This window comes from Stenotrophomonas sp. 107298_Sma (assembly GCF_056480345.1).
Genome location: NZ_CM151094.1, coordinates 246,797 through 269,427 on the forward strand (window position 1 = coordinate 246,797; position 22,631 = coordinate 269,427).

Below are 22,631 nucleotides of genomic sequence, written 5' to 3' on the forward strand. Positions count from 1 at the left end.
TCAATCGTGCTTCAGGCCGGGCAGGCCGTCCTCGAACAGGAACGGCACGTTGAAGGCCGCGCGTGCGCTCAGCAGGCTGCTCATGCGCGAGGCCGCCTCGGCGAACTCCTGCTTGCCCCCCAGCGTCGCCAGCGGCGCGCGGCAGGCATGCACGGTAGCTTCGTCGGCACCCAGCGCCAGCAGGGCCTTGCCCGGGTCGGCACTGAAGGCTACGCGGAAGTCATCGTCGTGGGACAGGCGCTCCAGCAGCTGCTGGACGACGTCGGCGGAGAGGGGGGATGCAGACATGGGGCACTACCAGAAGGTGGAAAGTACAAGTATCGGCTGCCGTACAGGGGAGTTGATGGCCGCCTGCGGGCCGCGCGCTATCATCGTCGACCATGCAGGCCCTGGGATGACAGATCCACATGAATTTCCGCCGTTGCCTGATGATGATGGTGGAGCCGATCGAGCGCCCCAGGTTCGACCTGGCTGGCGTACTGGGTGGCGGTACCGGCGTTGATTTCGAGCGTTCGCTGCAGGTCCGTGCCGCGCACCTGCGGGAACCGCGTGTGATCGATGCAGCAAGCTGCATGTGGCTGCTTCAGTGCAGTGCAGAGCAATGGCAGCCGCTTCCTTCGGATCCGCAGGCGCGCGCTGATGTCCTGACGCTGCTGGAACTGGGGTTGCTGGTCAGCGATGATCCTGCCCACGCGCAGGCCTTGGCAATCGAGCAGCAGGTACGCGACAGTCACTGGTGGCCATTGTCGGCGCTGCACTACCAGCAGTCGTGCTGGGACGAGGTGGACAGCGTGCAGGACATGGAGCAGCACCAGCTGGTGACCGCACGCGATCTGGTGCGCAGCTACGGCAGTCCGCCGCCCGAGGCACCTCCGCGTATACATGGCGCGCGGGCACTGCCTTGCTACGAGGATGATCCGATGCAGCCGCAGCTGCAGGCACGGGCTACCTGCCGCAACTTCGATACCGGGCGTGCGCTGCCGTTGCCACTGCTGGCCCGCGTGCTGCAACAGGTGCTGATGGCACAGGCCGAGGTGGAAACCGATCCAGGTGTCCGGTTCCTGAAGAAGAACGTGCCTTCAGCCGGCAGCCTGCATCCGCTGGAGGCCTACTTACTGGTACGCAACGTGGAGGGAATGGCCCCGGGGCTGTATCACTACCATGCGGTGGCGCACGAGCTCGGCCGGCTGTCGGCACAGCCACAGGACCTGGAGTCGCTGTGCCAGCGCTTGCTGGCCGGGCAGCATTGGTTCGCCGATGCACACGTGCTGCTGGTGCTGGTGTGCCGCTTCGAGCGCAACTTCTGGAAGTATCGGAACCATGCCAAGGCCTACCGTGCCGTCACGCTGGATGCCGGCCATGTTTCACAGGCACTGTATGCGTCGGCCACCGCACTGGGCCTGGGCGCTTTTGTTACAGCGGCCATCAACGAAGCCGAGGCCGGGCGTGCATTTGGCCTGCAGCCGATGGCCGAAGGTGCGTTGGCGATCTGCGGGCTGGGCTGGCGCAGTGGCACAAAGACCACCGCGGAGCTGGACCCGGATGGCCACGTGTGGCCACGTTCGGACCCACGCGCGGGGGATGCCGACGCAGCCGGGCCCTAGGGCCCGGCGCGTCATCGTTCACGCCGCCTCGAAGTCCACCAGCACCGCGCCATCACCTACCTGGTCGCCGGCCTTGGCGCGGTAGCCCTTCACCGTGCCATCGGCCGGTGCCTGCAGGGTGTGCTCCATCTTCATCGCCTCCAGCACCACCAGCGGCGTACCGCGCTTGACCTCGGTACCGGCCGCGACCAGCGTGGCCACGATCTTGCCCGGCATCGGGGCCAGCAGGCTGCCGGCGTCGGCTACGGCAGTGTCCGATTCGCCCACCGGATCATGCAGGGTGAAGCGGTGCTGGCCATCGGCGCCGAACAGGTACAGCTGGTCGCCCTCGCGCAGCAGCTGCAACGTCCAGCGACGCTCGCCCAGCTGTACCGTCAGGCCCTGTGCATCGGCCGCACCGATCACCTGCACCGGTGCTGCGTCATCGCTCTGCACACGCCAGCCATCGGCCTGCGCCCATACCTTCAGCGTGTGCGTGCGTTCGCCCTGCTGCAGCGGCAGCACGCGCGGGGCGGAGGCACCAAGACGCCAGCCATCCTGCGCCTGCCACGGCGAATGCGGGTCGCGCGCATCGCTGCCGGCGCGCGCGGTAGTGGCCACAGCGGCAACCGCTGCCAGCTGCCACAGCGCATCGCCGCTGTCGCCGAACGCGTTCAATGCCGCCTGTTCGCGTTCGATCAGCGCGGTATCCAGCTTCGCGTGCGCGAACGAATCGGTGTTCACCAGCCGACGCAGGAAGCCGGCATTGGTGGTCACGCCCACCACCTGGCAGTCGGCCAGGGCCTGGCTCATGCGGCGCAGGGCCGCCTCGCGATCGACGTCCCAGACGATCAGCTTGGCGATCATCGGATCGTAGTACGGGGTGATGCTGTCGCCTTCCTCCACGCCGGTATCCACGCGCACATGGGCCGACGCAATCGGCAGGCGCAGGCGGCGCAGGGTGCCGGTGGAGGGCAGGAAGCCACGGTCGGCGTCCTCGGCGTACAGGCGCGCTTCGATCGCATGGCCATGGATGGCCAGCTGCTCCTGGCGCAGCGGGAGCGGTTGGCCCGAGGCCACGCGCAGCTGCCACTCCACCAGATCGGTGCCAGTGATGTATTCGGTTACCGGGTGCTCGACCTGCAGGCGGGTGTTCATTTCCATGAAATAGAAATCGCCGTCCGGGCCGGCAATGAACTCCACCGTGCCCGCGCCCACGTATCCCACCGCGCGCGCGGCATCGACCGCGGCCTTGCCCATCGCGGCGCGGCGTTCGGCGCTCATGCCCGGTGCGGGCGCTTCTTCCAGCACCTTCTGGTGGCGGCGCTGCACCGAGCAGTCGCGCTCGAACAGGTAGACCGCATCGCCGTGGCTGTCGCCGAACACCTGGATCTCGATATGGCGCGGACGCTCGACGTACTTCTCGACCAGTACGTGGTCGTTACCGAACGCCGATGCCGCCTCACGCTGGCAGCTGGCCAGTGCATCGACGAAGTCCTCGCTGCGATCAACCTTGCGCATGCCCTTGCCACCGCCACCGGCGCTGGCCTTGATCAGCACCGGGTAGCCGATGCCGTCGGCCTGCGTGCGCAGGAAGTCCGGTTCCTGCTGGTCGCCGTGGTAGCCCGGCGTCAGCGGTACACCGGCCTTGGCCATCAGCGCCTTGGCCGCGCTCTTGTCGCCCATCGCGCGGATCGCGGTGGCCGGCGGGCCGATGAAGGTGATGCCGGCGGCGGCACAGGCATCTGCGAAATCGGCGTTCTCGGACAGGAAGCCGTAGCCGGGATGGATCGCCTGCGCCCCGCTGCGGCGTGCGGCGTCCAGCAACACGTCGCCGCGCAGGTAGCTCTCGCGCGCGGCCGCCGGGCCGATGTGGATGGCTTCGTCGGCCAGCCGCACGTGGCGCGCATTGCGGTCGGCATCGGAATACACCGCCACCGTGGCGATGCCCAGGCGGCGGCAGGTGGCGATGACGCGGCAGGCGATCTCGCCGCGGTTGGCGATCAGGACTTTGGTGAACATGGCAACGTGCTTCATAGGAGCTTGCTCGGTCATGGCACGGGTTACATGCGGAACACGCCGAAGCGCGTCTGCTGCGGGGCGGCGTTGAGGCTGGCCGACAGCGCCAGGGCGAGCACGCGGCGGGTATCGACCGGATCGATCACACCGTCGTCCCACAGGCGCGCGCTGGCGTAGTACGGGTGTCCCTGCTGCTCGAACTGGTCGCGGATCGGTGCCTTGAAGGCGTCTTCCTCCGCTGCCGGCCACTGGCCGCCCTTGGCTTCGATGCCATCGCGCTTGACCGTGGCCAGCACGCTGGCGGCCTGCTCGCCGCCCATCACGCCGATACGCGCGTTCGGCCACATCCACAGGAAGTTGGGCGAGTACGCGCGGCCGCACATGCCGTAGTTGCCGGCGCCGAACGAACCACCGATCACCACGGTGAACTTGGGCACCTTGGCGCAGGCCACCGCCATCACCAGCTTGGCCCCGTCCTTGGCGATGCCGCCCTGTTCGTACTTGCGGCCAACCATGAAGCCGGTGATGTTCTGCAGGAACACCAGCGGAATGTTGCGCTGGGTGCACAGCTCGATGAAGTGCGCGCCCTTCAGTGCGGATTCGGAGAACAGGATGCCGTTGTTGGCGATGATGCCGATCGGGTAACCGTTCAGATGCGCAAAGCCGGTGACCAGCGTGGCGCCGTAGCGTGGCTTGAACTCATCGAAGCGCGAGCCGTCGACCAGTCGCGCGATCACTTCGCGCACGTCGTAGGGCTTGCGCGTATCGGCCGGGATCACCCCGTACAGTTCGTGCGCCGGCAGCAGCGGTTCTTCCACCGGCTGCAGTGCCATCGCGGCTTCGGGCTTGCGCCAGTTGAGCTGGGCGATGATCGCGCGCACCCGTGCCAACGCCTGCAGGTCGTTGTCGGCCATGTGGTCGGCCACACCGGAAATGCGCGTGTGCACGTCGGCACCGCCCAGTTCTTCGGCCGTCACCACTTCACCGGTGGCCGCCTTCACCAGCGGCGGGCCGCCGAGGAAGATGGTGCCCTGCTCGCGCACGATCACCGTCTCGTCGCTCATCGCCGGCACGTAGGCACCACCGGCGGTGCAGCTGCCCATCACGCAGGCGATCTGCGGGATGCCCTGCGCGGAGAGATTGGCCTGGTTGTAGAAGATGCGGCCGAAATGGTCGCGGTCGGGGAACACCTCGTCCTGCAGCGGCAGGAAAGCACCACCGGAATCGACCAGGTAGATGCACGGCAGGTGGTTCTGCTCGGCGATCTCCTGCGCGCGCAGGTGTTTCTTCACTGTCACCGGGTAATAGGTGCCGCCCTTGACCGTGGCATCGTTGGCCACGATCACGCACTCCACGCCGCTCACCCGACCAATGCCTGCGACCACGCCGGCGGCGGGCACGGCATCGTCATACATGCCATGCGCGGCCAGCGGCGCGATCTCAAGGAAGGCGCTGCCAGGGTCGAGCAGGGCGTCGATGCGGTCGCGCACCAGCAGCTTGCCGCGTGCGGTGTGCTTGGCACGCGCTGCTTCGCTGCCACCCAGCGCGGCGCGGGCGAGGGTGGCATGCAGGTCGTCGACCACGGCCTGCATCGCCGCGCGGTTGCTTTCAAACGTTTCGCTGCCCGGTTGCAGCTGGCTGTTCAGGACGGTCATCGCGATAGCCTTACAGAGTGCGCTGGAACAGTTCGCGGCCGATCAGCATGCGGCGGATCTCAGAGGTGCCGGCGCCGATTTCATACAGCTTGGCGTCGCGCCACAGACGGCCGGTCGGGTACTCGTTGATGTAGCCGTTGCCGCCCAGGATCTGGATCGCCTGGCCGGTCAGCCAGGTGGCCTTTTCAGCGGCGTACAGAATGGCACCGGCGGCATCCTGGCGGGTGGTGCGGCCCTGGTCGCAGGCGCGCGCCACGGCATACACATAGGCGCGACAGGCGCCCAGGCCCACGTACATGTCGGCGATCTTGGCCTGGATCAGCTGGAAGCTGCCGATCGCTTCACCGAACTGGTGGCGCTCATGCACGTACGGCATCACCACGTCCATGGCGGCGGCCATCAGGCCCAGCGGGCCACCGGACAGCACCACGCGCTCGTAGTCCAGGCCGGACATCAGCACACGCACGCCGCCGCCAACCTGACCCAGCACATTCTCTTCCGGTACTTCGCAATCCTGGAACACCAGCTCGCAGGTGGGCGAGGAACGCATGCCCAGCTTGTCCAGCTTCTGCGCGGTGGAGAAACCCTTCATGCCCTTCTCGACCAGGAACGCGGTGATGCCCTTGGCGCCTGCGTCCATGTCGGTCTTGGCGTAGACCACCAGCACGTCGGCGTCCGGGCCGTTGGTGATCCACATCTTGTTGCCGTTGAGCACGTAGCGGTCACCGCGCTTGTCCGCGCGCAGCTTCATCGACACCACGTCCGAACCGGCGCCCGGCTCGCTCATCGCCAAGGCGCCGACCAGGGCGCCGCTGCACAGGCCGGGCAGGAAGCGCTGCTTCTGTTCTTCGTTGCCGTTCTTGCGCAGCTGGTTCACGCACAGATTGGAGTGCGCACCATAGGACAGGCCAATGCCGCCGGAGGCGCGTGAGATCTCTTCCATCGCCACCACGTGGGCCAGGTAACCCATGCCGGTGCCGCCGTATTCTTCTTCCACGGTCAGGCCCAGCAGGCCCTGTTCGCCCAGCTTCGGCCATAGTGCCAACGGGAACTGGTTGGTTGCGTCGGCTTCAGCCGCGAGCGGTGCAATCTCGGCAGCGGCAAAATGGGCCACGCTCTGGCGCAGCAGGTCGATCTCTTCGCCGAGATCGAAGTTCAGGGATGGCACGTGCATTGCGGTGGCTCCACGACGGGACTGCAGGGAATGGACGCACCCGGCGGGGAGCGGGCGGCGGTTTCAGGGACTGCCACCCGCACGGGCGATTGGGCCCCAGCGTAACGGGGTTCGGGAAAGAAGTGAATACAAATTCAACAATTGAATCTAGAATCAAAACATGGCCTACAAACGCTCTGCACTGATGGAAGAACGCCTGGCCGGGGTCCGTGAACGGATCCTGCTGGCGACCCGTTCACGGGTCGCCGCCGGTGGCTGGCGCAACGCCCCGGTGACCGCCGTGGCAACCCAGGCGGGGGTGTCCACCGGCCTGATCTACCGGCACTTCCCGTCCAAGGCCGAACTGTTCGTGGAGGTGCTCAACGCCGCGGTGGCCCACGAAGTGGCGATCATGGAGCGCATCGCCAGCGGCCCGGAGGTGGCCAGCGAGCGCCTGCGGCTGGCGATCACCGCCTTCGTCCGCCGCGCCCTGGCCGGGCCTGGGCTGGCCCATGCCTTCATCGTCGAACCGGTCGATCCGGAGGTGGAAGCCGAGCGCATGCGCGGTCGCCGCGCCTTCGGCGACGTGTTCCTGCGGCTGGTGGAGGAGGGCGTGGCGGCCGGTGAGCTGCCGGCGCAGGACGCGCATGTGGCCGCCGCCTGCCTGGTCGGAGCTTTCACCGAGGCGATGGTCGGCCCGACCGCGCCCAGCCGCGAAGCACACCGCGACGAAGACGCGCTGGTGGATGCGATCTGCAGCTTCTGCCTGCGCGCGATCGGCGCACCGGTAATTCGGTAGCGCCGGCCGCTGGCCGGCTTCTGCATGATCTATCCGGTGGGATGGAGATGCCGGCCAGCGGCCGGCACTACCGGGGCCGAATGCTGCGCCGCACCAGCAGTGACGCCTGTTGTCGCACGCAAAGCCCGTTCTATACTCGGTTCATCACGCAGTCGCTCAGCCGTGGTCCAACGACTATCAGCCAGGGGTAACGAAGAGTGCGGAATTACGATCTGGAGTTCCTGAAACGCTTCTCCATGGTGATCGCGCTGTTGATGGCCATCACCCTCGGCCTGATCCTGCTTGCCGCCTACATCCATACCCGGATTCCGCCCGAGGTGTCGCCCACCGCGGTCAAGCGTACCGAACAGCGCATTTCGCCCACCGGCGCGGTCTATGCCGGCAGCACCGGCGCCGCCGCGCAGGCCGCCGCCAAGGCTGCCGCACTGGCCAAGGCCGCCTCGCAGGTCGCCTACGGCGGCACCAAGGACGGCAAGGTGATCTTCGACAACCTGTGCACCGCCTGCCACACCACCGGCGTGGGCATGGCGCCGACGCTGGACCACTCGCACTGGGACAAGCGCATCGCACAGGGCAAGGACACCCTGTACAAGCACGCCATCGAGGGTTACACCGGTCCCGATGGCGGCATCATGCCGCCCAAGGGTGGCAACCCGGCGCTGACCGAGGAGCAGATCCACGCCACCGTGGACTGGATGCTGGGCAACCTGAAGTAACCGGTAGTGCCGGCCGCTGGCCGGCAACCACGCATTGCACGAAGGTCATGAGGTTGCCGGCCAGCGGCCGGCACTACCAGGCTTTGCCCACCAAGGCCTGATCGCTCATATGCCCCCGCTGCGCAGGCGGGGTTTCGCATTTCAGGGTTAGTCTGTGCGCCTCTTCCATGGAGTCGCCCGTCGATGCGCCGCCGTTCCCTCGTTCTTGCCTTGTCCCTGCTGCTGCCGGCCAGCGCCTTCGCCCAGGCCCAGCCGCAGGTCGCACCGGTCGCGTCACCCGCCGCCGCGCGCAACAGCGCCACCGTGGTGCTGACCGCCGCGCCGGCCGACTGGCGTGCACTGGACGGCCAGCACGTGCGCGTCGCCGCGCCACTGACCCTGGCCGGCACTGATGGCCTGGAGCGCTTTGGGCAGCTCACCGTGGCCTTCGATGGCCGCCTGTGGCAGCCGACCGAAGTGGCCGCGCCGGGTACCGCGGGCTACGAACAGGTGATGGCCGACAACCAGCGCCGCCGCCTGGTGCTGGACGACGGCAGCGATGCCCGCGACCCGGCCAGCGTGGCCTACCTGCCGGCCAACCCGGTGCTGCGTACCGGCATGCAGCTGCGCAATGTGGAAGGTGTCGTGCACGTGGATGCACAGGGCCGTCCGCGCCTGCAGGTCGAAGGCGTGCTGAAGCTGCCGGAGCTGAAGCGTCCGGCGGTGCCGACGGTGCCGGGCAGTCTGCACGTGGCGGCCTTCAACCTGGAGAATTTCTTCAATGGCGACGGCCAGGGCGGCGGCTTCCCGACCCTGCGTGGTGCGCGCACGCCGGATGAGCACAAGGCGCAGGTGGCCAAGCTGGTCACCACGGTCAATGCGCTGGGCGCCGATGTCGCTGCACTGATGGAGTTGGAGAACGACGGCTACGGCCCGCAGTCGGCCATCGCCGAACTGGTCGATGCGCTCAACCGCGATCGCGGCGCGCAGGGTGACTGGCGCTTCGTCGACGCCGGCAGCGGCCCCGGTGACAATCCGATCCGGGTCGGCATCATCTACCGCAGCACGCGCCTGCAGCCGGTCGGCAAGCCGGCCACGCTGACCGGCGGCCCGTTCGTCGAGCACAGCCGCGTGCCGTTGGCGCAGGCCTTCCAGGGCAAGCAGGGCGCGCCGTTCGTGGTGGTCGCCAACCACTTCAAATCGAAGGGCTGCCGCGATGCGAGCGGCGCCGACGCCGACCGCAACGACAACCAGGGCTGCTGGAACGCCACCCGCGTGACCTCGGCGCAGCAGCTGCACGCCTGGCTGCAGGCCGACCCGACCGGTACCGGTGCCAAGGACGCGGTGCTGCTGGGCGATTTCAATGCCTATGCGATGGAAGACCCGATCCGCACCCTGCATGACCTCGGCTGGCAGGATGCCTTCAAGGTGGCCAAGGTCGAGCATCCCTACAGCTACGTCTACAACGGCTATACCGGCCGCCTCGACCACGCCCTGCTGAACCCGGGCATGGCCAAGCGCCTGCGCGGTGCCGCCGAGTGGCACAGCAATGCCGACGAACAGGACGCCAGCGGCTACCAGGGCCGCAACGTGCAGGGCCCGTGGCGCAGCTCCGACCACGATCCGCTGCTGCTGGGTTTCGACAAATAACGCACCGCCGGGGTCGGATCCCATTCCCACGGAACGGGTTCTGACCCCGGGAATCGCTCACCCCCAGGCGATCAACCCGATCGCCAGCACCGCCAGTGCAAGGCCGGCGCGGTTCCACTTCGTGGTCGCTTCGCCGAAGGCGAACACACCCACCAGCGCGCCCAATACCACCACGCCGATGTTCATGCCGGCGAACACGGTGGCCGGGCTCTCCGGCATCGCCTGGTGCGCATGCACATAGAAAAGGATGTTGCCGCCGTTGAGCAGGCCCAGCAGCGCGCCCGCGCCGAGGTTGCGCCAGGCCAGCCGGCTGCGGCTACTGAAATGCCGCCATAGCTGCAACGCCAGCATCAGCACGAAGGCCACGCTGAAGCTGGCCAGCACCGCCGCCATCGAGGGTGTGCCGGACAGCGCCACCTGCTTGAGCAGCACGTCCACCACCGCGAACCCGGCCCAGACGCCCAGCAGCCAGCCCCAGCCACCGGGTGAGGACGCCATCGCCGGTCCGCGCGGGCGCAGGCTGATGGCCACCATCGCCAGCAGACCCAGGCCGAGACCGGCCAGCTTCCACGGCGTGGCGGTCTGGCCGAAGAACAGGAACGCCGCCGCCAGCGACAGCAGCAGCGACAACCGCTGCGCCACATCACTGCGGACGATGCCGGCCACCGCCACCGCGCGGCCCAGCACCAGGAAGATCGAGGGCAGCACCACCGCCAGCGCCAGCAATGACAGCCACGGCGCATGCGGTCCGCGCAGTGCGTCCAGTGGCGGCTGCAGCACCACCGCCGTCATCGTCGCCGCCACCAGATAGTTCCAGGTGACCATCTGCGCAACATCCAGCTGGCGGCGGCTGGCCAGCTTCAACAACACCGAAACCAGCACACTGCAGATCACGGCCAAGGACAGGTAGAGCATGGGGCGGCACAGGGCAGGGGCGGGGGACGCTATCATGGTGCCATGCACAAGCCCTCGTTCCCTGTCGCCGCTGGCGAAACTGCATGCCTGGTGCTGGATGGCCCGGTTGGTCCGCTGGAGGTGGTCGTCGACCTGCCCAAGGCCGATGTGCCGGCGCAGCCGATCGTGGCCATCATCTGCCATCCGCTGTCCACCGAAGGCGGCACCCTGCACAACAAGGTGGTCACCATGACCGCCACCACCCTGCGCGAGCTGGGCATCGCCACGGTGCGCTTCAACTTCCGCAGCGTCGGTGGTTCGGCCGGTGAGTTCGATCACGGCGTGGGCGAGCAGGACGACCTGAAGGCGGTTGCCGCCTGGGTGCAGAGCCAGCGCCCCGACGACCGCCTGTGGCTGGCCGGTTTCAGCTTCGGCTCGTTCGTTTCGTTGAAGGCTGCTGCCGAGCTGCAGCCGGAAGCGCTGATCTCGATCGCGCCGCCGGCCGGCCGCTGGGATTTCGATGGCATCGCGCCCCCGGCGCGCTGGCTGGTGATACAGGGCGAGCAGGACGAGATCGTCGATCCGCAGGCCGTCTACCAGTGGCTGGACACGCTGGCGTTCCCGCATGAGCTGGTACGCATGCCGGAGACCAGCCACTTCTTCCACCGCAAGCTGATCGATCTGCGCGGCGCGTTGACCCACGGCGTCAAGCACTGGCTGGGCGCGGCGGCATGAGTGCAACCGAGTTGACCCCGTCGCAGCGGTACGCGGAAGGGGTTGCCCGTGGCGACTGGCAGAACGACCCGGCCCAGCACGCCGCGCTGGCCGAACTGGACCGCATCCACCTGGGCCTGCTGGACAGTGCCGAGGACGGCTGGCTGGACCGCCTGTCCTCGTTCTGGAAGAAGCCCGAGCCGGTCAAGGGCCTGTACTTCTGGGGTGGCGTCGGTCGTGGCAAGACCTTCCTGGTCGACCTGTTCTACGACGGCCTGCCGATCAAGCAGAAGTACCGCACCCATTTCCACCGTTTCATGCGCAGCGTCCACGAGCGCCTGCGTGAGCACCAGGGGCAGAGCGATCCACTGGCGAAGATCGCCCAGGAGTGGCGCAGCAACCTGCGCGTGCTGGTGCTGGACGAATTCTTCGTCACCGACATCGGCGACGCCATGTTGCTGGCGCGGCTGCTGGAGCGGATGTTCGCCGAGGGCGTGACCCTGGTCACTACTTCCAATACGGCGGTGGAAAACCTGTACCTCAACGGCTTGCAGCGTGAGAGTTTCATGCCGGCCATCGGCCTGCTGCAGCGCTTCTGCGTCGAGCTGTACGCCGAGGGCACCGAGGACTACCGCATGCGCGCGCTGACCCGCTCGCCGGTGTACCGCGCACCGTTGGCCGCCGACAGCGACGACTGGCTGGCCACGCGCTGGAACGAATTGAGTGGCGGCCAGCCGGCCAAGACCGGCAACATCGAGATCGAGGGCCGCAAGATCCCGGTTCGTGGCCGTGGCAAGAGCATTGCCTGGTTCGATTTCGCCGCCCTGTGCGAGGGCCCGCGCGGCCCGTCGGACTACATCGAGATCGCGCACGAGTTCAACACCGTGCTGCTGGGCGGCATCCCTGCGTTCGACCGCCTGAACGAAGATGCCGCGCGCCGCTTCGTCAATCTGATCGACGAGCTGTACGACCGCCATGTCAACCTGGTCTGTACCGCCAGCACTTCGCCGGTCGAGCTGTATTCCGGCACCCGCCTGCAGGGCGCGTTCGAGCGCACCGCCTCGCGCCTGATTGAAATGCAGAGCGCCGAATACCTGGGTACCCCGCACCGGGCGTGAGGGGTTCTGCGGGAGTGCGTTGCCGGCCAGCGGCCGGCACTACCACGCTAGGGTTCCGGTAGTGCCGGCCGCTGGCCGGCATACGCAGCGCAGTTATCGGGAGGGTGCCACGGCATTCCCACGTGGCTGCTCATCCGGCCCGGCCGAGACATGCAGCCCCGAGCCGGTGCCGTGCTCCACCCGTACGCTCGCGTCGCGCTGCAGCAGCCGTAGCGGCTGGCCCTGGTAGCGCACCTCCAGCGCATCGTGGGCCTCTGCCAGTGACCGCACCAGCGGGCATAGCGCCATGGCCTTGGCCTCCAGCTGCTGGCTGCGCGCTTCCATGCGGCGGTCCACTTCCACATCGAGGCGGTCGGCGCGGCGCTCCATGGCGCCGGCGCGGCCGGTGAACACCTGCCACAAAACGCTGCGGGTCATCGACCCGGCCATCGTCTCGGCCATCTGCTCGATGTGCGCGTCGAAGCCGTCGCCGAAGGCTTCCTGTTCCCAGTAGCCGCGGCCCAGGCTGGCGTCGATCCAGTCCTGCATCTCGCCGCGCATCGCACGCATCTGGCGGTTGCGGGACTTGCCGGTGATGGCCTCGAAGGCGGCGTCCAGCGCATCGAAGGTGACCCCGGAGACTTCGTGGGCCAACGCGGTGGCCGCCGGCATCAGCTGGCGGGCGCCGGCCTCCATCTGCCGCAGGCGGGCGGCGTCGGCGGTGCTGACCGTCACCATCCTGCCGTCCAGGCTCAGCTCGCCGTCGTGGAACACCACTTCATGCGGTGCCTGTGGGCCGTGCCGCAGCCAGATGCCGCCGCTGTCCACCAGCACGTCGTAGTCGGTACGGATGCCGCACTGGTCTGAACGCAGGTCCGGTCCTTCGGCGGCCAGTGCCGGGGCAATGAACAGGGCGGGCAGCAGGGCCAGGGCGGGCAGTGACAGGCGCATCGGAACATCCTTCTCCGGAACCGAAGGTCCCCAGCATCCGCTGCCTGGGCGAGGCCGTCACCGGCCGGAAGTCACCCGTCCACCGGATTCCCACCGGCTGCCCACCACCTATCCACAGGGTTGTCCCTAGCCAGTTTCATCACTGTCATGTGAAGCTGTCATCGTTCCGCTGGTGGGGCGCTGATTGCTACCGCCGTGACGTTTTTCGGGCTTGACTGCGCAGCCCGTTCCAGCAGGTTCAAAGCGTCCAAACCGGGCGCCGACGGCCCGATCCTTGCGGCGCAAGGGATTGCCGAATTTCACTACATTTGGCGTTGACGGACCCCCTGACCCCCACTATCTTGTGGCTGACGGCGTTGGGAACCCCAAGCCGCCGGGTCCATGGAATGGATCGCCGGACCCTCCGGTGATGCGCCCTCCACGCCCGAAGCGGCACCGGTCAGCACTACCAGCAGCAGCCACAGGCGCAGGTCTCAATTCCTGCGACGCCGGTCTGCAATGCTGGGGTGTCACGTCCCGGGCCGCGTCATCCGATGCACCGAGCCACCATCCATCACGCCAAGAGGACTCACGCCGTGACCACCGAATCCAGCGCCACCATCGAGAAGGAAAGCGAATTCCTGTTGACGTCGCCGCCGACGGCCAACGCGATGAGTGTGACCAAGCGCAATGGCACGACCGAGCTGGTGGATCTGAACAAGATCGTGCGCGCGGTGCAGCGTTCCTCCGAAGGCCTGCACGCCGTCGATCCGATGCGCGTGGCAACCCGCACCATTTCCGGCCTGTACAACGGCGCCACCACCCGCGAGCTGGACGAGCTGTCCATCCGCACCGCCGCCCTGCTGATCGGTGAAGAGCCCGAGTACGGCCGCCTGGCCGCGCGCCTGCTGGCCAACTACATCGCCAAGGAAGTCTCGGGCCAGGAAATCTATGCCTTCTCGCAGTCGGTTGGTCGTGGCCACGAAGTGGGCCTGATCAACGACCGCCTGCTGAACTTCGTGCAGACCAACGCACGCAAGCTCAACGATGCGATCGACATGTCGCTGGACCTGAACTTCGATTACTTCGGCCTGCGTACCCTGTACGACCGTTACCTGCTGCGCCATCCGCACACCCGCAAGGTGATCGAGACCCCGCAGCAGTTCTTCCTGCGTATCGCCAGCGCGCTCAGCGAGGACGTGCCGGAGGCCCTGGCGCTGTACAAGCGCATGGGCAACCTGGACTACCTGCCGTCCAGCCCGACCCTGTTCAACTCCGGCACCACCCACGAGCAGCTGTCCTCGTGCTTCCTGCTGGATTCGCCGCAGGATTCGCTGGAGTCGATCTACTCCAAGTACGGCGATATCGCCCAGCTGTCCAAGTTCTCCGGCGGTATCGGCGTCAGCTACACCCGCGTGCGTTCGCGCGGCTCGCTGATCAAGTCCACCAACGGCCATTCCAACGGCATCGTGCCGTGGCTGAAGACCATGGATTCGTCGGTGGCTGCGGTGAACCAGGGCGGCAAGCGCAAGGGCGCGGCCTGCGTCTACCTGGAAACCTGGCACGCCGACGTCGAGGACTTCCTTGAACTGCGTGACAACACCGGCGACGAATCGCGCCGTGCGCACAACCTGAACCTGGCCAACTGGATCCCGGACCTGTTCATGAAGCGCGTCGAGGCCGACCAGGAATGGTCGCTGTTCGATCCGCGCGTGGTGCCGGAGTTCACCGACCTGTTCGGTGAAGCCTTCGAAGCCGCCTACCTGCAGGCCGAGGCACAGGGCAAGGCCAACCGCACCATCTCCGCGCGCAAGCTGTACTCGCGGATGATGCGCACCCTGGCCGAGACCGGCAACGGCTGGATGACCTTCAAGGACAAGTGCAACCGCGCCAGCAACCAGACCCTGCGCGCCGGCAACGTGATCCACCTGTCCAACCTGTGCACCGAAATCCTGGAAGTCACCTCGGCCGAAGAGACCGCAGTGTGCAACCTGGGTTCGATCAACCTGGGCAACCACTTCGACGGCAACGGCGAGTTCGATTTCGACAAGCTGGCCGACACCGTGCGACTGGCCGTGCGCCAGCTCGACCGCGTGATCGACCTGAACTTCTACCCGATCGAATCGGCGCGCCGTGGCAATCTGCGCTGGCGCCCGGTCGGCCTGGGCTGCATGGGCCTGCAGGACGTGTTCTTCCGCAAGCGCCTGCCGTTCGACGGCGCCGAAGCCCGCGCGCTGTCGAAGAAGATCGCCGAGACCATTTACTTCCACGCGCTGGAAACCTCGGTCGAACTGGCCCAGGAACGCGGCAAGCACCCGTCCTTCGCCGACACCCGTGCGGCCAGCGGCGAGCTGCAGTTCGATGCCTGGAACGTGGTGCCCGAAGACGCCGAGCGTTGGGATAGCCTGCGCGAGCGCATCAAGGAACATGGCCTGCGCAACTCGCTGATGATCGCCATCGCACCGACCGCGACCATCGCCTCGATTGCCGGCTGCTACGAGTGCGTTGAACCGCAGGTGTCCAACCTGTTCAAGCGCGAAACCCTGTCCGGTGACTTCCTGCAGGTCAACCGCTACCTGGTGAACGAGCTGAAGAAGCTGGGCCACTGGACCCCGGAAATGCGCGACGCGATCAAGCTGGCCGAAGGCTCGATCCAGGGCATCACGCAGATTCCGGAAACGCTGCGCCACGTCTACCGCACCGCGTGGGAACTGCCGATGCGTTCGCTGATCGACATGGCCGCCGACCGTGGCGCCTTCATCGACCAGTCCGCCTCGCTCAACCTGTTCATGGAAAGCCCGAACATCGGCGCGATGTCCTCCATGTACATGTACGCCTGGAAGCAGGGCATCAAGACCACCTACTACCTGCGTTCGCGTCCGGCCACCAAGATCGCCAAGACCACGGTCAGCCACGCCGCAGGCGCCGCCCCGGAGAAGGTGTTCAGCCCGGAAGAGGCCATCGCCTGCTCGCTGGAGAACCCGGAAGCCTGCGAAGCCTGCCAGTAAAAAAGAAGGGCCCCGAGCTGTAACTCGGGGCCCTTCTGGTGCTTCACAAAACATCCAACGTTTGGTCAGGGTGTTCTTGCTCTGCTACTTCGTCTAGGAAGTTCGCCAACTATACCTTTTCTGCAATTCGAAAAGGTTAGATGCAGATCAAGATTCGAGACCAAGCCCCCTGAATCGTTAAGAGGCTTGATCATGAGTAGAAATACTAAAACTAGCTCCGCTTCGGCGGCCTCGTTGGCGGCACGGACTCTCAACAATGGAAGCTCGTCCGGGCTTGAGCGATCTCTTGCTGCCTCGGTATTGGCTCAGCGTGGGACTGCCAGTCAAACCGGAGCTCGAATGGAAGAGCGTGCAGGTCGCGCATTGAACAACGATCGATCGTCTGCCACCACGCGTACATTGGCAGCAAGCTTGGTGTCACAGTCGAACAAGCCTCGATAGCAGAATCTAGCTGGGCTACTTCAAGTAGCCCAGCCCTTCTAGATTGCTTAGTCATCGGTTGTACAAACAATATCAGCACGATTCCAAGGAGTTGGCCAATGCAAGATCCTCGAATCAGTTTGAACAAGCTTGGTGAATACATGACGGCGCCGACCCCGTCGCGACGTAAACGTATTGTTTCAGATCAACAGACACCGCAGCCCTTTATTGCTGCGCGCTACAAAGATGCTCGAGAGGCGATTGTTGATTTCGTCGTCTCCGGTATGAGTGATCGTGCCGGGTTGTTATCCGTGGCTTCTCGGCTTCGCAAGAGCCGCGAGGGTTCTGAGTTCGCGATTAATGATCGAATCGCCTCGGCCGACGCCATTGAGAGTTTTATTGAGGCCGTTGGCGACATTGATCTCGGTGACTGCATTGCTGTGTCTATGCCCGGCACGACTTCCCAAGGTATGACGGTCTCTGGTGTGTACGTATCTGTCCGGCCTGATATCTATCTGCGGAACTGGGTGACTGGCGAGATTGAAGGGGCTCTCAAGCTTCATTTTCCCAAGACTTCGCCTTTGACCTCAGCTGGCGCGGAGTACGTTGCTACGGCGATGCGTGTTTACATGGAACTCGAGAAAGGTAACTCGCATGTGGATCACCGCAAGTGTTACGTCGTTGACGTGCCGACCTCATCCGTGACCGTTGCACCGAAGGCGCACGTCAGGAAGATGAAGGACATTGAGGCGGCATGCGAGGAGATCGCGATCCGGTGGTTTAGCGGATCAGCCGCAGCGTAGTTTTGGACTAATATTGGACCACTCGCCGGGCCACCTTGGCCCGGCAGAAATTGAAGAGATATACAAATGACCTCAGCCACGCCCAAGCAGATGCTGCTCGATCCCGGTTTTGAACTGACCCTGCGCCCGATGCGCTACCCGCAGTTCTATGACATGTACCGGAATGCGATCAAGAACACCTGGACGGTGGAAGAGATCAACTTCCAGATCGACATCAGCGACCTGCACAGCAAGATGTCGCCGGGCGAGCGCCACCTGATCCACCGCCTGGTCGCCTTCTTCGCCACCGGCGATTCGATCGTGTCCAACAACCTGGTGCTGAACCTGTACCAGCACTTGAACGCGCCCGAAGCGCGCATGTACCTGTCGCGCCAGCTGTATGAAGAAGCGCTGCACGTGCAGTTCTACCTGACCCTGCTCGACAACTACCTGCCGGATCCGGACGAGCGCGTCAAAGCCTTCGCCGCGGTGGAGAACATCGACTCGATCAAGAAGAAGGCCGATTTCTGCTTCAAGTGGATCGACTCGATCCAGAACCTGAAGCGCATCGAGACCCGCGAAGAGCGTCGCCAGTTCCTGCTCAACCAGATCTGCTTCGCTGCGTGCATCGAAGGCCTGTTCTTCTTCGCCGCGTTCGCCTACGTCTACTACTTCCGTTCGCGCGGCCTGCTCAACGGCCTGGCTTCGGGCACCAACTGGGTGTTCCGCGACGAAAGCGCGCACATGGACTTCGCCTTCGAGTGCGTGGACGTGATCCGCGAGGAAGAGCCGGACCTGTTCGACGACAAGATGAAGCAGGATGTCTATGACATGCTGGCCGAAGCGATCGAGTGCGAAGTGCAGTTCGCCGAGGACGTGCTGTCCGGTGGCGTGGCGGGCATCTCCACCCGTGACATGCGCCAGTACCTGCAGCACTGCGCCGACAACCATTTCCATCGCCTGGGCATGGAGCGCAAGTACAACGTGCGCAACCCGCTGAGCTTCATGGAACTGCAGGACGTGCAGGAACTGACCAACTTCTTCGAACGCCGCGCCTCGGCCTACCAGGTGGGCGTGCAGGGCGAAGTCGCCTTCGACATGAACTTCTGATCGAACCGGTCAGGCCTGTCGCAACGAGAAACCCCGGCCAACGCCGGGGTTTTTTGTTGGTAGCGCCGGGCCATGCTCGGCGGAAACTGTCCGGCACGACGGACAACGTCGGCCGCGCTGCGCGCTCGCCGGGCATGGCCCGGCGCTACCGTATGTCTTACCGCCGCCCTTCCACCGCCATGCGCACCGCCAGCCCGGCCAGCACCGTGCCCATCAGCCAGCGTTGCACCACCTGCCAGGTCGGGCGCGCGGCGAGGAAGCCGGCAATGCTGCCCGCGGTCACCGCGATGATGCCGTTCACGGTCACACTCACCGCGATCTGGGTGGAGCCCAGCACCACCGATTGCATCAACACGCTGCCTTCGCTGTCCGGGTGCAGGAACTGCGGCAGCAGCGACAGGTACATCACCGCCACCTTGGGGTTCAATAGATTGGTCAGGAAGCCCATCGTGAACAGCTTGCGCGGGCTGTCCTGTGGAAGCTCGCGTACCGCGAACGGCGAGCGGCCGCCGGGCTTGAGCGCCTGCCAGGCCAGGTACAGCAGGTACAGCGCGCCACCGATGCGCAGCGCGTCGTAGGCGAACGGTACGGTCATCAGCAAGGCGGTGATGCCCAGTGCCGCGCACAGCATGTAGAACACGAAGCCCAGCGCCACCCCGCCCAGCGAGATCAGGCCTGCCACCGGCCCCTGGCAGATCGAGCGCGAGATCACGTAGATCATGTTCGGCCCGGGCGTGAGCACCATGGCCAGCGAGACCAGCGCAAAGGCCAGCAGGTCGGAAGTGGCGGGCATGGGCAGTCCTGGCAGTGGGCGTGGCGCAGTGTAACGCCTGCCACAGGCGCGGCCTGCGCAGGCGCCGCTGCCGGGTGACCGTTGCACGTGCATTCCGATGGCCATCACGCCGGTCGCTTAGAATCCGCAGCACCCCACACCGAAGCACCCCCATGACCCCGATCCCCGAGACCGTGCCGCCCACCGAAGTGCGCATGGCCGAAATCGTCTTCCCCAACCACACCAACCACCTTGGCACCCTGTTCGGTGGCCAGGCGCTGGCGTGGATGGACAAGGCCGCGTTCCTGGCGGCCGCCCGCTACTCGCGCCGCACCGTGGTGACCGCGCGAAGCGACCAGGTCGACTTCAAGCTGCCGATCCGCATCGGCCAGATGGTGGAAACCATCGGCCGCATCGTCGAAGTCGGCCGCAGCTCGATGAAGGTGGAGGTGGAACTGGTCGCCGAAGACCTGCACAGCGGCGAGCGCAAGCTGTGCACCCGCGGCCACTTCGTGATGATCGCGCTGGACGAGGAAGGCCATCCGATCGCGGTTCCGCCGCTGCCGGCAGCCTGATCCGCCGGCTGAACCTGCGCTTGCGGGGGCGCCGCCGCGCCCCCATCTGGCAGCCATGACCCCGCCACTGACCGACTTCATCGACCGCGCCCAGCGCCTGTTCGTACTGACCGGCGCTGGTTGCAGTACCGCTTCGGGCATTCCCGATTACCGGGATACCGATGGCCAGTGGAAACGCACGCCGCCGGTGACTTACCAGGCCTTCATGGGCGAGGCGGCCACCCGCCAGCGCTACTGGGCGCGCAGCCTGCTGGGTTGGCCGCGCTTCGGCCTGGCCCAGCCCAACGGCACCCACCAGGCCCTGGCCGCGCTGGAAGCGCGCGGCACGCTGCAGGTGCTGCTGACGCAGAATGTGGACGGCCTGCACCAGCGTGCCGGCAGCCACAACGTCATCGACCTGCACGGCCGTCTGGATCTGGTGCGCTGCATGGGCTGCGAGCGCCGCAGTGGCCGTGAGGAATTCCAACAGCGCCTGCTGGACGCCAACCCCGGCTGGGACGCGCTGGAGGCCGGCATCGCCCCGGATGGCGACGCCGACCTGGAGACCGATTTCTCCACGTTTGTGGTGCCCGAGTGCCCGCACTGCAGCGGCGTGTTGAAGCCGGACGTGGTGTTCTTCGGCGAAAACGTGCCGCGTGAACGCGTGGCGGCGGTGCACGATCACCTGCAGCAGGCCGACGCGGTGCTGGTGGTGGGTTCCTCGCTGATGGTCTATTCCGGTTTCCGCTTCGTGCAGGCCGCAGCCAAGGCGGGGCTGCCGGTAGCCGCGCTGAACCGTGGCCGCACCCGCGCCGACGACCTGCTGCAGTTCAAGGACGAGCGCGACTGCGCCGAGGCGCTGGCCGGCTGGGTGCGCTGACCCAGCGTCTGCGCCTTCCCACGAAACAGCGATCCATCCAGACGGTTGATTCGCAGGCCGTGCGGCGGTGCAATACGCCCCCCCATCCGCTTCTCCCCCGCCTCGCCGTGACCCAGCTGTTTTCGCCGATCTCGTTCGGCCCCCTGACCCTGTCCAACCGCATCGTCATCGCGCCGATGTGCCAGTACTCCGCCGAAGACGGCCGCGCCAGCGACTGGCATGCCATGCACCTGGGCAACCTGGCGCAGTCCGGCGCCGGCCTGCTGATCCTGGAAGCCACTGCCGTCGAGCCGCGCGGCCGCATCAGCTGGGCCGACCTGGGCCTGTGGGACGATGGCACCGAGGCCGCGCTGGCGCAGGTGCTGGTCAGCGTCCGCCGCTGGTCGCCGATGCCGCTGGGCATCCAGTTGGGCCACGCCGGCCGCAAGGCCTCGGTGAAGCGTCCGTGGGACGGCGGTGGCCAGTTGCCGGCCGACGATGCGCGTGGCTGGGCCACGCTGGCACCGTCGCCACTTCCGTTCCATGCCACCGATCCGGCACCGCAGGAGCTGGACGAAGCCGGCATCGCCGAAGTCATCGCCGCCTTCGCCGCCAGTGCGGTGCGCGCCGAGCGCCTGGGCTTCGAGCTGATCGAGCTGCACGCCGCGCACGGTTACCTGCTGCACCAGTTCCTGTCGCCGCTGAGCAACCGCCGCACCGATGGCTACGGCGGCTCGCTGCCGAACCGCCTGCGCCTGCTGGTGGAAGTGTTCGACGCGGTGCGTGCGGTGGTGTCCGACAAGGTCGCCGTGGGCGTGCGCATCTCTGCCAGCGATTGGGTCGATGGCGGCTGGGACCTGGTGCAGAGCGAGGCGCTGGCCCAGGTGCTGGACGCGCGCGGCTGCAACTTCCTGCATGTCTCCAGCGGTGGCCTGGACGAGCGCCAGAAGATCACCGTCGGCCCCGGTTACCAGGTGCCGTTCGCCGCGGCGATCAAGGCCAAGGTGCGCATGCCGGTGATCGCGGTGGGCATGATCACCGAACCGGAACAGGCCGAGTCGATTCTGCGCCACCGCCACGCCGATGCCGTGGCCCTGGCGCGCGGCATCCTCTACGACCCGCGTTGGCCGTGGCACGCTGCCGCAGCATTGCGCGACAGCGTGGACGCTGCGCCCCAGTACCTGCGCTGTGAGCCACGCGATGCGCGCGGTGTGTTCAAGGCGCGCTGACGCAATCTGCGAGCGCATTGTGACGCTTCAGGATGCAGGGGATCTACGCGGCGGCGAGTTGCGGCATAGCCTGTCGCAACGAACTAGGAATGATTGCGGATACCACTTTATGTGAATGACACCTCATTGCGCTGGGTGCGGACATTGCAACGTTGAGCTGCACACACGGTTGTGCAGCCAATGGAGAAACGCAATGAAACCCATGATGCTGGTTGTTCTGCTCTCGGCTTTCTCACTGCCTCTATCAATGCCTGCCGTCGCAGGTGATGACGTGGCGAGTGTCACCGGGGCGGAGAATGTCTCGCTCATGCACGCCCCTGTGAACTCGCGGGGGCGGCTTGATCTTCACATGATCGAGCTCTCTCCCGAATCCCCACTGATGTTGCTTTCACCCCTTGCGCGCAAGCAGTTTGTCGATTCGCTGGTGTTTGGAGATCGGGGACTGGCCAGCTTCAGCTACGAGCCCATCGTCTCCGAACTGAGTGCAGGTGAAGCCTATCGGCTCCTGTCACTCTTCGGGGCACAGCGCACAATTGTGCACATCCCGGGATTGCGGCAGGAGTCGGAAGCGGATCATGTGGTCGTGCAGTCGGCCAATCCAAACCCGGTATTCGAAGATTATCCGGGCTACGCCTGTTCAGGGCGTGCGACCTGTTCAACCTCCATGAGCAGCATCTGCATGTCGAGTTGCTGATCGCATGATTGGTC

Annotated in this window: 20 protein-coding genes; 13 read left to right on the plus strand and 7 right to left on the minus strand. The window is 66.1% G+C overall.

Annotation, left to right across the window (positions count from 1 at the left end):
- Positions 1-288 carry an NHLP-related RiPP peptide gene (locus ACZK2G_RS01140; RefSeq protein WP_136639972.1) on the minus strand — a complete coding sequence of 96 codons (288 nt, stop codon included), beginning with the start codon at positions 286-288 and terminating at the stop codon, positions 1-3.
- 119 nt (positions 289-407) lie between these two features.
- Between ACZK2G_RS01140 and ACZK2G_RS01145 the strand changes: the two genes are divergently transcribed.
- Positions 408-1,604 carry a putative peptide maturation dehydrogenase gene (locus ACZK2G_RS01145; protein WP_136639973.1) on the plus strand — a complete coding sequence of 399 codons (1,197 nt, stop codon included), beginning with the start codon at positions 408-410 and terminating at the stop codon, positions 1,602-1,604.
- A gap of 18 nt (positions 1,605-1,622) precedes the next feature.
- On the opposite strand, the gene ACZK2G_RS01150 is transcribed toward ACZK2G_RS01145, so the two are convergent.
- Genes ACZK2G_RS01150 through ACZK2G_RS01160 form a run of 3 tightly spaced genes read right to left on the minus strand, consistent with a single transcriptional unit; the run spans position 1,623 to position 6,431 of the window.
- Positions 1,623-3,638 carry an acetyl/propionyl/methylcrotonyl-CoA carboxylase subunit alpha gene (locus ACZK2G_RS01150; protein ID WP_478474425.1) on the minus strand — a complete coding sequence of 672 codons (2,016 nt, stop codon included), beginning with the start codon at positions 3,636-3,638 and terminating at the stop codon, positions 1,623-1,625.
- A gap of 8 nt (positions 3,639-3,646) precedes the next feature.
- Complete coding sequence (locus tag ACZK2G_RS01155) at positions 3,647-5,257, minus strand: carboxyl transferase domain-containing protein (RefSeq protein ID WP_478474427.1); 1,611 nt, start codon at positions 5,255-5,257, stop codon at positions 3,647-3,649.
- A 10-nt stretch (positions 5,258-5,267) separates the two neighbouring features.
- A complete protein-coding gene (locus ACZK2G_RS01160; protein ID WP_046984325.1) occupies positions 5,268-6,431 on the minus strand; it encodes an isovaleryl-CoA dehydrogenase in 1,164 nt (387 codons plus the stop codon).
- 160 nt (positions 6,432-6,591) lie between these two features.
- Here ACZK2G_RS01160 and ACZK2G_RS01165 point away from each other — a divergent pair, with 160 nt between their 5' ends.
- The 3 genes from ACZK2G_RS01165 to ACZK2G_RS01175 all read left to right on the plus strand — a co-directional run bounded on the left by ACZK2G_RS01165 (position 6,592) and on the right by ACZK2G_RS01175 (position 9,554).
- Positions 6,592-7,209: a TetR/AcrR family transcriptional regulator gene (locus tag ACZK2G_RS01165; protein WP_478474428.1), complete on the plus strand. Its 618-nt coding sequence runs from the start codon at positions 6,592-6,594 to the stop codon at positions 7,207-7,209.
- A gap of 197 nt (positions 7,210-7,406) precedes the next feature.
- Positions 7,407-7,925 carry a c-type cytochrome gene (locus ACZK2G_RS01170; protein WP_135271957.1) on the plus strand — a complete coding sequence of 173 codons (519 nt, stop codon included), beginning with the start codon at positions 7,407-7,409 and terminating at the stop codon, positions 7,923-7,925.
- A 183-nt stretch (positions 7,926-8,108) separates the two neighbouring features.
- Positions 8,109-9,554 carry an ExeM/NucH family extracellular endonuclease gene (locus tag ACZK2G_RS01175; RefSeq protein WP_046984323.1) on the plus strand — a complete coding sequence of 482 codons (1,446 nt, stop codon included), beginning with the start codon at positions 8,109-8,111 and terminating at the stop codon, positions 9,552-9,554.
- 57 nt (positions 9,555-9,611) lie between these two features.
- Here ACZK2G_RS01175 and ACZK2G_RS01180 read toward each other — a convergent pair whose 3' ends face one another.
- A complete protein-coding gene (locus tag ACZK2G_RS01180) occupies positions 9,612-10,469 on the minus strand; it encodes an EamA family transporter (protein ID WP_478474430.1) in 858 nt (285 codons plus the stop codon).
- 42 nt (positions 10,470-10,511) lie between these two features.
- On the opposite strand from ACZK2G_RS01180, the gene ACZK2G_RS01185 reads away from it, so the two are divergent.
- Both ACZK2G_RS01185 and zapE read left to right on the plus strand, forming a co-directional pair.
- Positions 10,512-11,183 carry an alpha/beta hydrolase gene (locus ACZK2G_RS01185; RefSeq protein WP_136640095.1) on the plus strand — a complete coding sequence of 224 codons (672 nt, stop codon included), beginning with the start codon at positions 10,512-10,514 and terminating at the stop codon, positions 11,181-11,183.
- Positions 11,180-12,280 carry a cell division protein ZapE gene (gene zapE, locus ACZK2G_RS01190; protein WP_136640094.1) on the plus strand — a complete coding sequence of 367 codons (1,101 nt, stop codon included), beginning with the start codon at positions 11,180-11,182 and terminating at the stop codon, positions 12,278-12,280. The genes ACZK2G_RS01185 and zapE overlap by 4 nt, the downstream gene beginning before the upstream one ends.
- Positions 12,281-12,373: 93 nt before the next feature.
- Here zapE and ACZK2G_RS01195 read toward each other — a convergent pair whose 3' ends face one another.
- A complete protein-coding gene (locus tag ACZK2G_RS01195) occupies positions 12,374-13,210 on the minus strand; it encodes a DUF2884 family protein (protein ID WP_478474433.1) in 837 nt (278 codons plus the stop codon).
- Between the two features lie 575 nt (positions 13,211-13,785).
- Here ACZK2G_RS01195 and ACZK2G_RS01200 point away from each other — a divergent pair.
- The 3 genes from ACZK2G_RS01200 to ACZK2G_RS01210 all read left to right on the plus strand — a co-directional run bounded on the left by ACZK2G_RS01200 (position 13,786) and on the right by ACZK2G_RS01210 (position 18,509).
- Entirely contained in the window at positions 13,786-16,197 is a 2,412-nt protein-coding gene (locus ACZK2G_RS01200) for a ribonucleoside-diphosphate reductase subunit alpha (RefSeq protein WP_004136104.1), read from the plus strand.
- 539 nt (positions 16,198-16,736) lie between these two features.
- Positions 16,737-17,420: a hypothetical protein gene (locus tag ACZK2G_RS01205; RefSeq protein ID WP_313116513.1), complete on the plus strand. Its 684-nt coding sequence runs from the start codon at positions 16,737-16,739 to the stop codon at positions 17,418-17,420.
- 66 nt (positions 17,421-17,486) lie between these two features.
- Positions 17,487-18,509, plus strand: a complete 1,023-nt coding sequence (locus ACZK2G_RS01210; RefSeq protein WP_478474435.1) for a ribonucleotide-diphosphate reductase subunit beta — start codon at positions 17,487-17,489, stop codon at positions 18,507-18,509.
- Positions 18,510-18,666: 157 nt separating this feature from the next.
- Here ACZK2G_RS01210 and ACZK2G_RS01215 read toward each other — a convergent pair whose 3' ends face one another.
- Positions 18,667-19,302 carry a LysE family translocator gene (locus tag ACZK2G_RS01215; protein ID WP_136639094.1) on the minus strand — a complete coding sequence of 212 codons (636 nt, stop codon included), beginning with the start codon at positions 19,300-19,302 and terminating at the stop codon, positions 18,667-18,669.
- Positions 19,303-19,454: 152 nt separating this feature from the next.
- On the opposite strand from ACZK2G_RS01215, the gene ACZK2G_RS01220 reads away from it, so the two are divergent.
- The 4 genes from ACZK2G_RS01220 (at position 19,455) to ACZK2G_RS01235 (ending at position 22,617) form a co-directional block, all read left to right on the plus strand.
- Positions 19,455-19,856, plus strand: a complete 402-nt coding sequence (locus ACZK2G_RS01220) for an acyl-CoA thioesterase (protein WP_004153688.1) — start codon at positions 19,455-19,457, stop codon at positions 19,854-19,856.
- Between the two features lie 55 nt (positions 19,857-19,911).
- On the plus strand, positions 19,912-20,715 hold the full coding sequence (locus tag ACZK2G_RS01225) for an NAD-dependent protein deacetylase (RefSeq protein ID WP_136639095.1): 804 nt from the start codon (positions 19,912-19,914) through the stop codon (positions 20,713-20,715).
- A gap of 107 nt (positions 20,716-20,822) precedes the next feature.
- Positions 20,823-21,923, plus strand: coding sequence for an NADH:flavin oxidoreductase/NADH oxidase (locus ACZK2G_RS01230; protein WP_478474437.1), 1,101 nt, complete (start codon positions 20,823-20,825; stop codon positions 21,921-21,923).
- Between the two features lie 193 nt (positions 21,924-22,116).
- Positions 22,117-22,617 (plus strand): hypothetical protein, encoded by a 501-nt coding sequence (locus ACZK2G_RS01235; RefSeq protein ID WP_478474439.1) that lies wholly within the window; start codon positions 22,117-22,119, stop codon positions 22,615-22,617.
- Positions 22,618-22,631 lie beyond the last annotated feature (14 nt).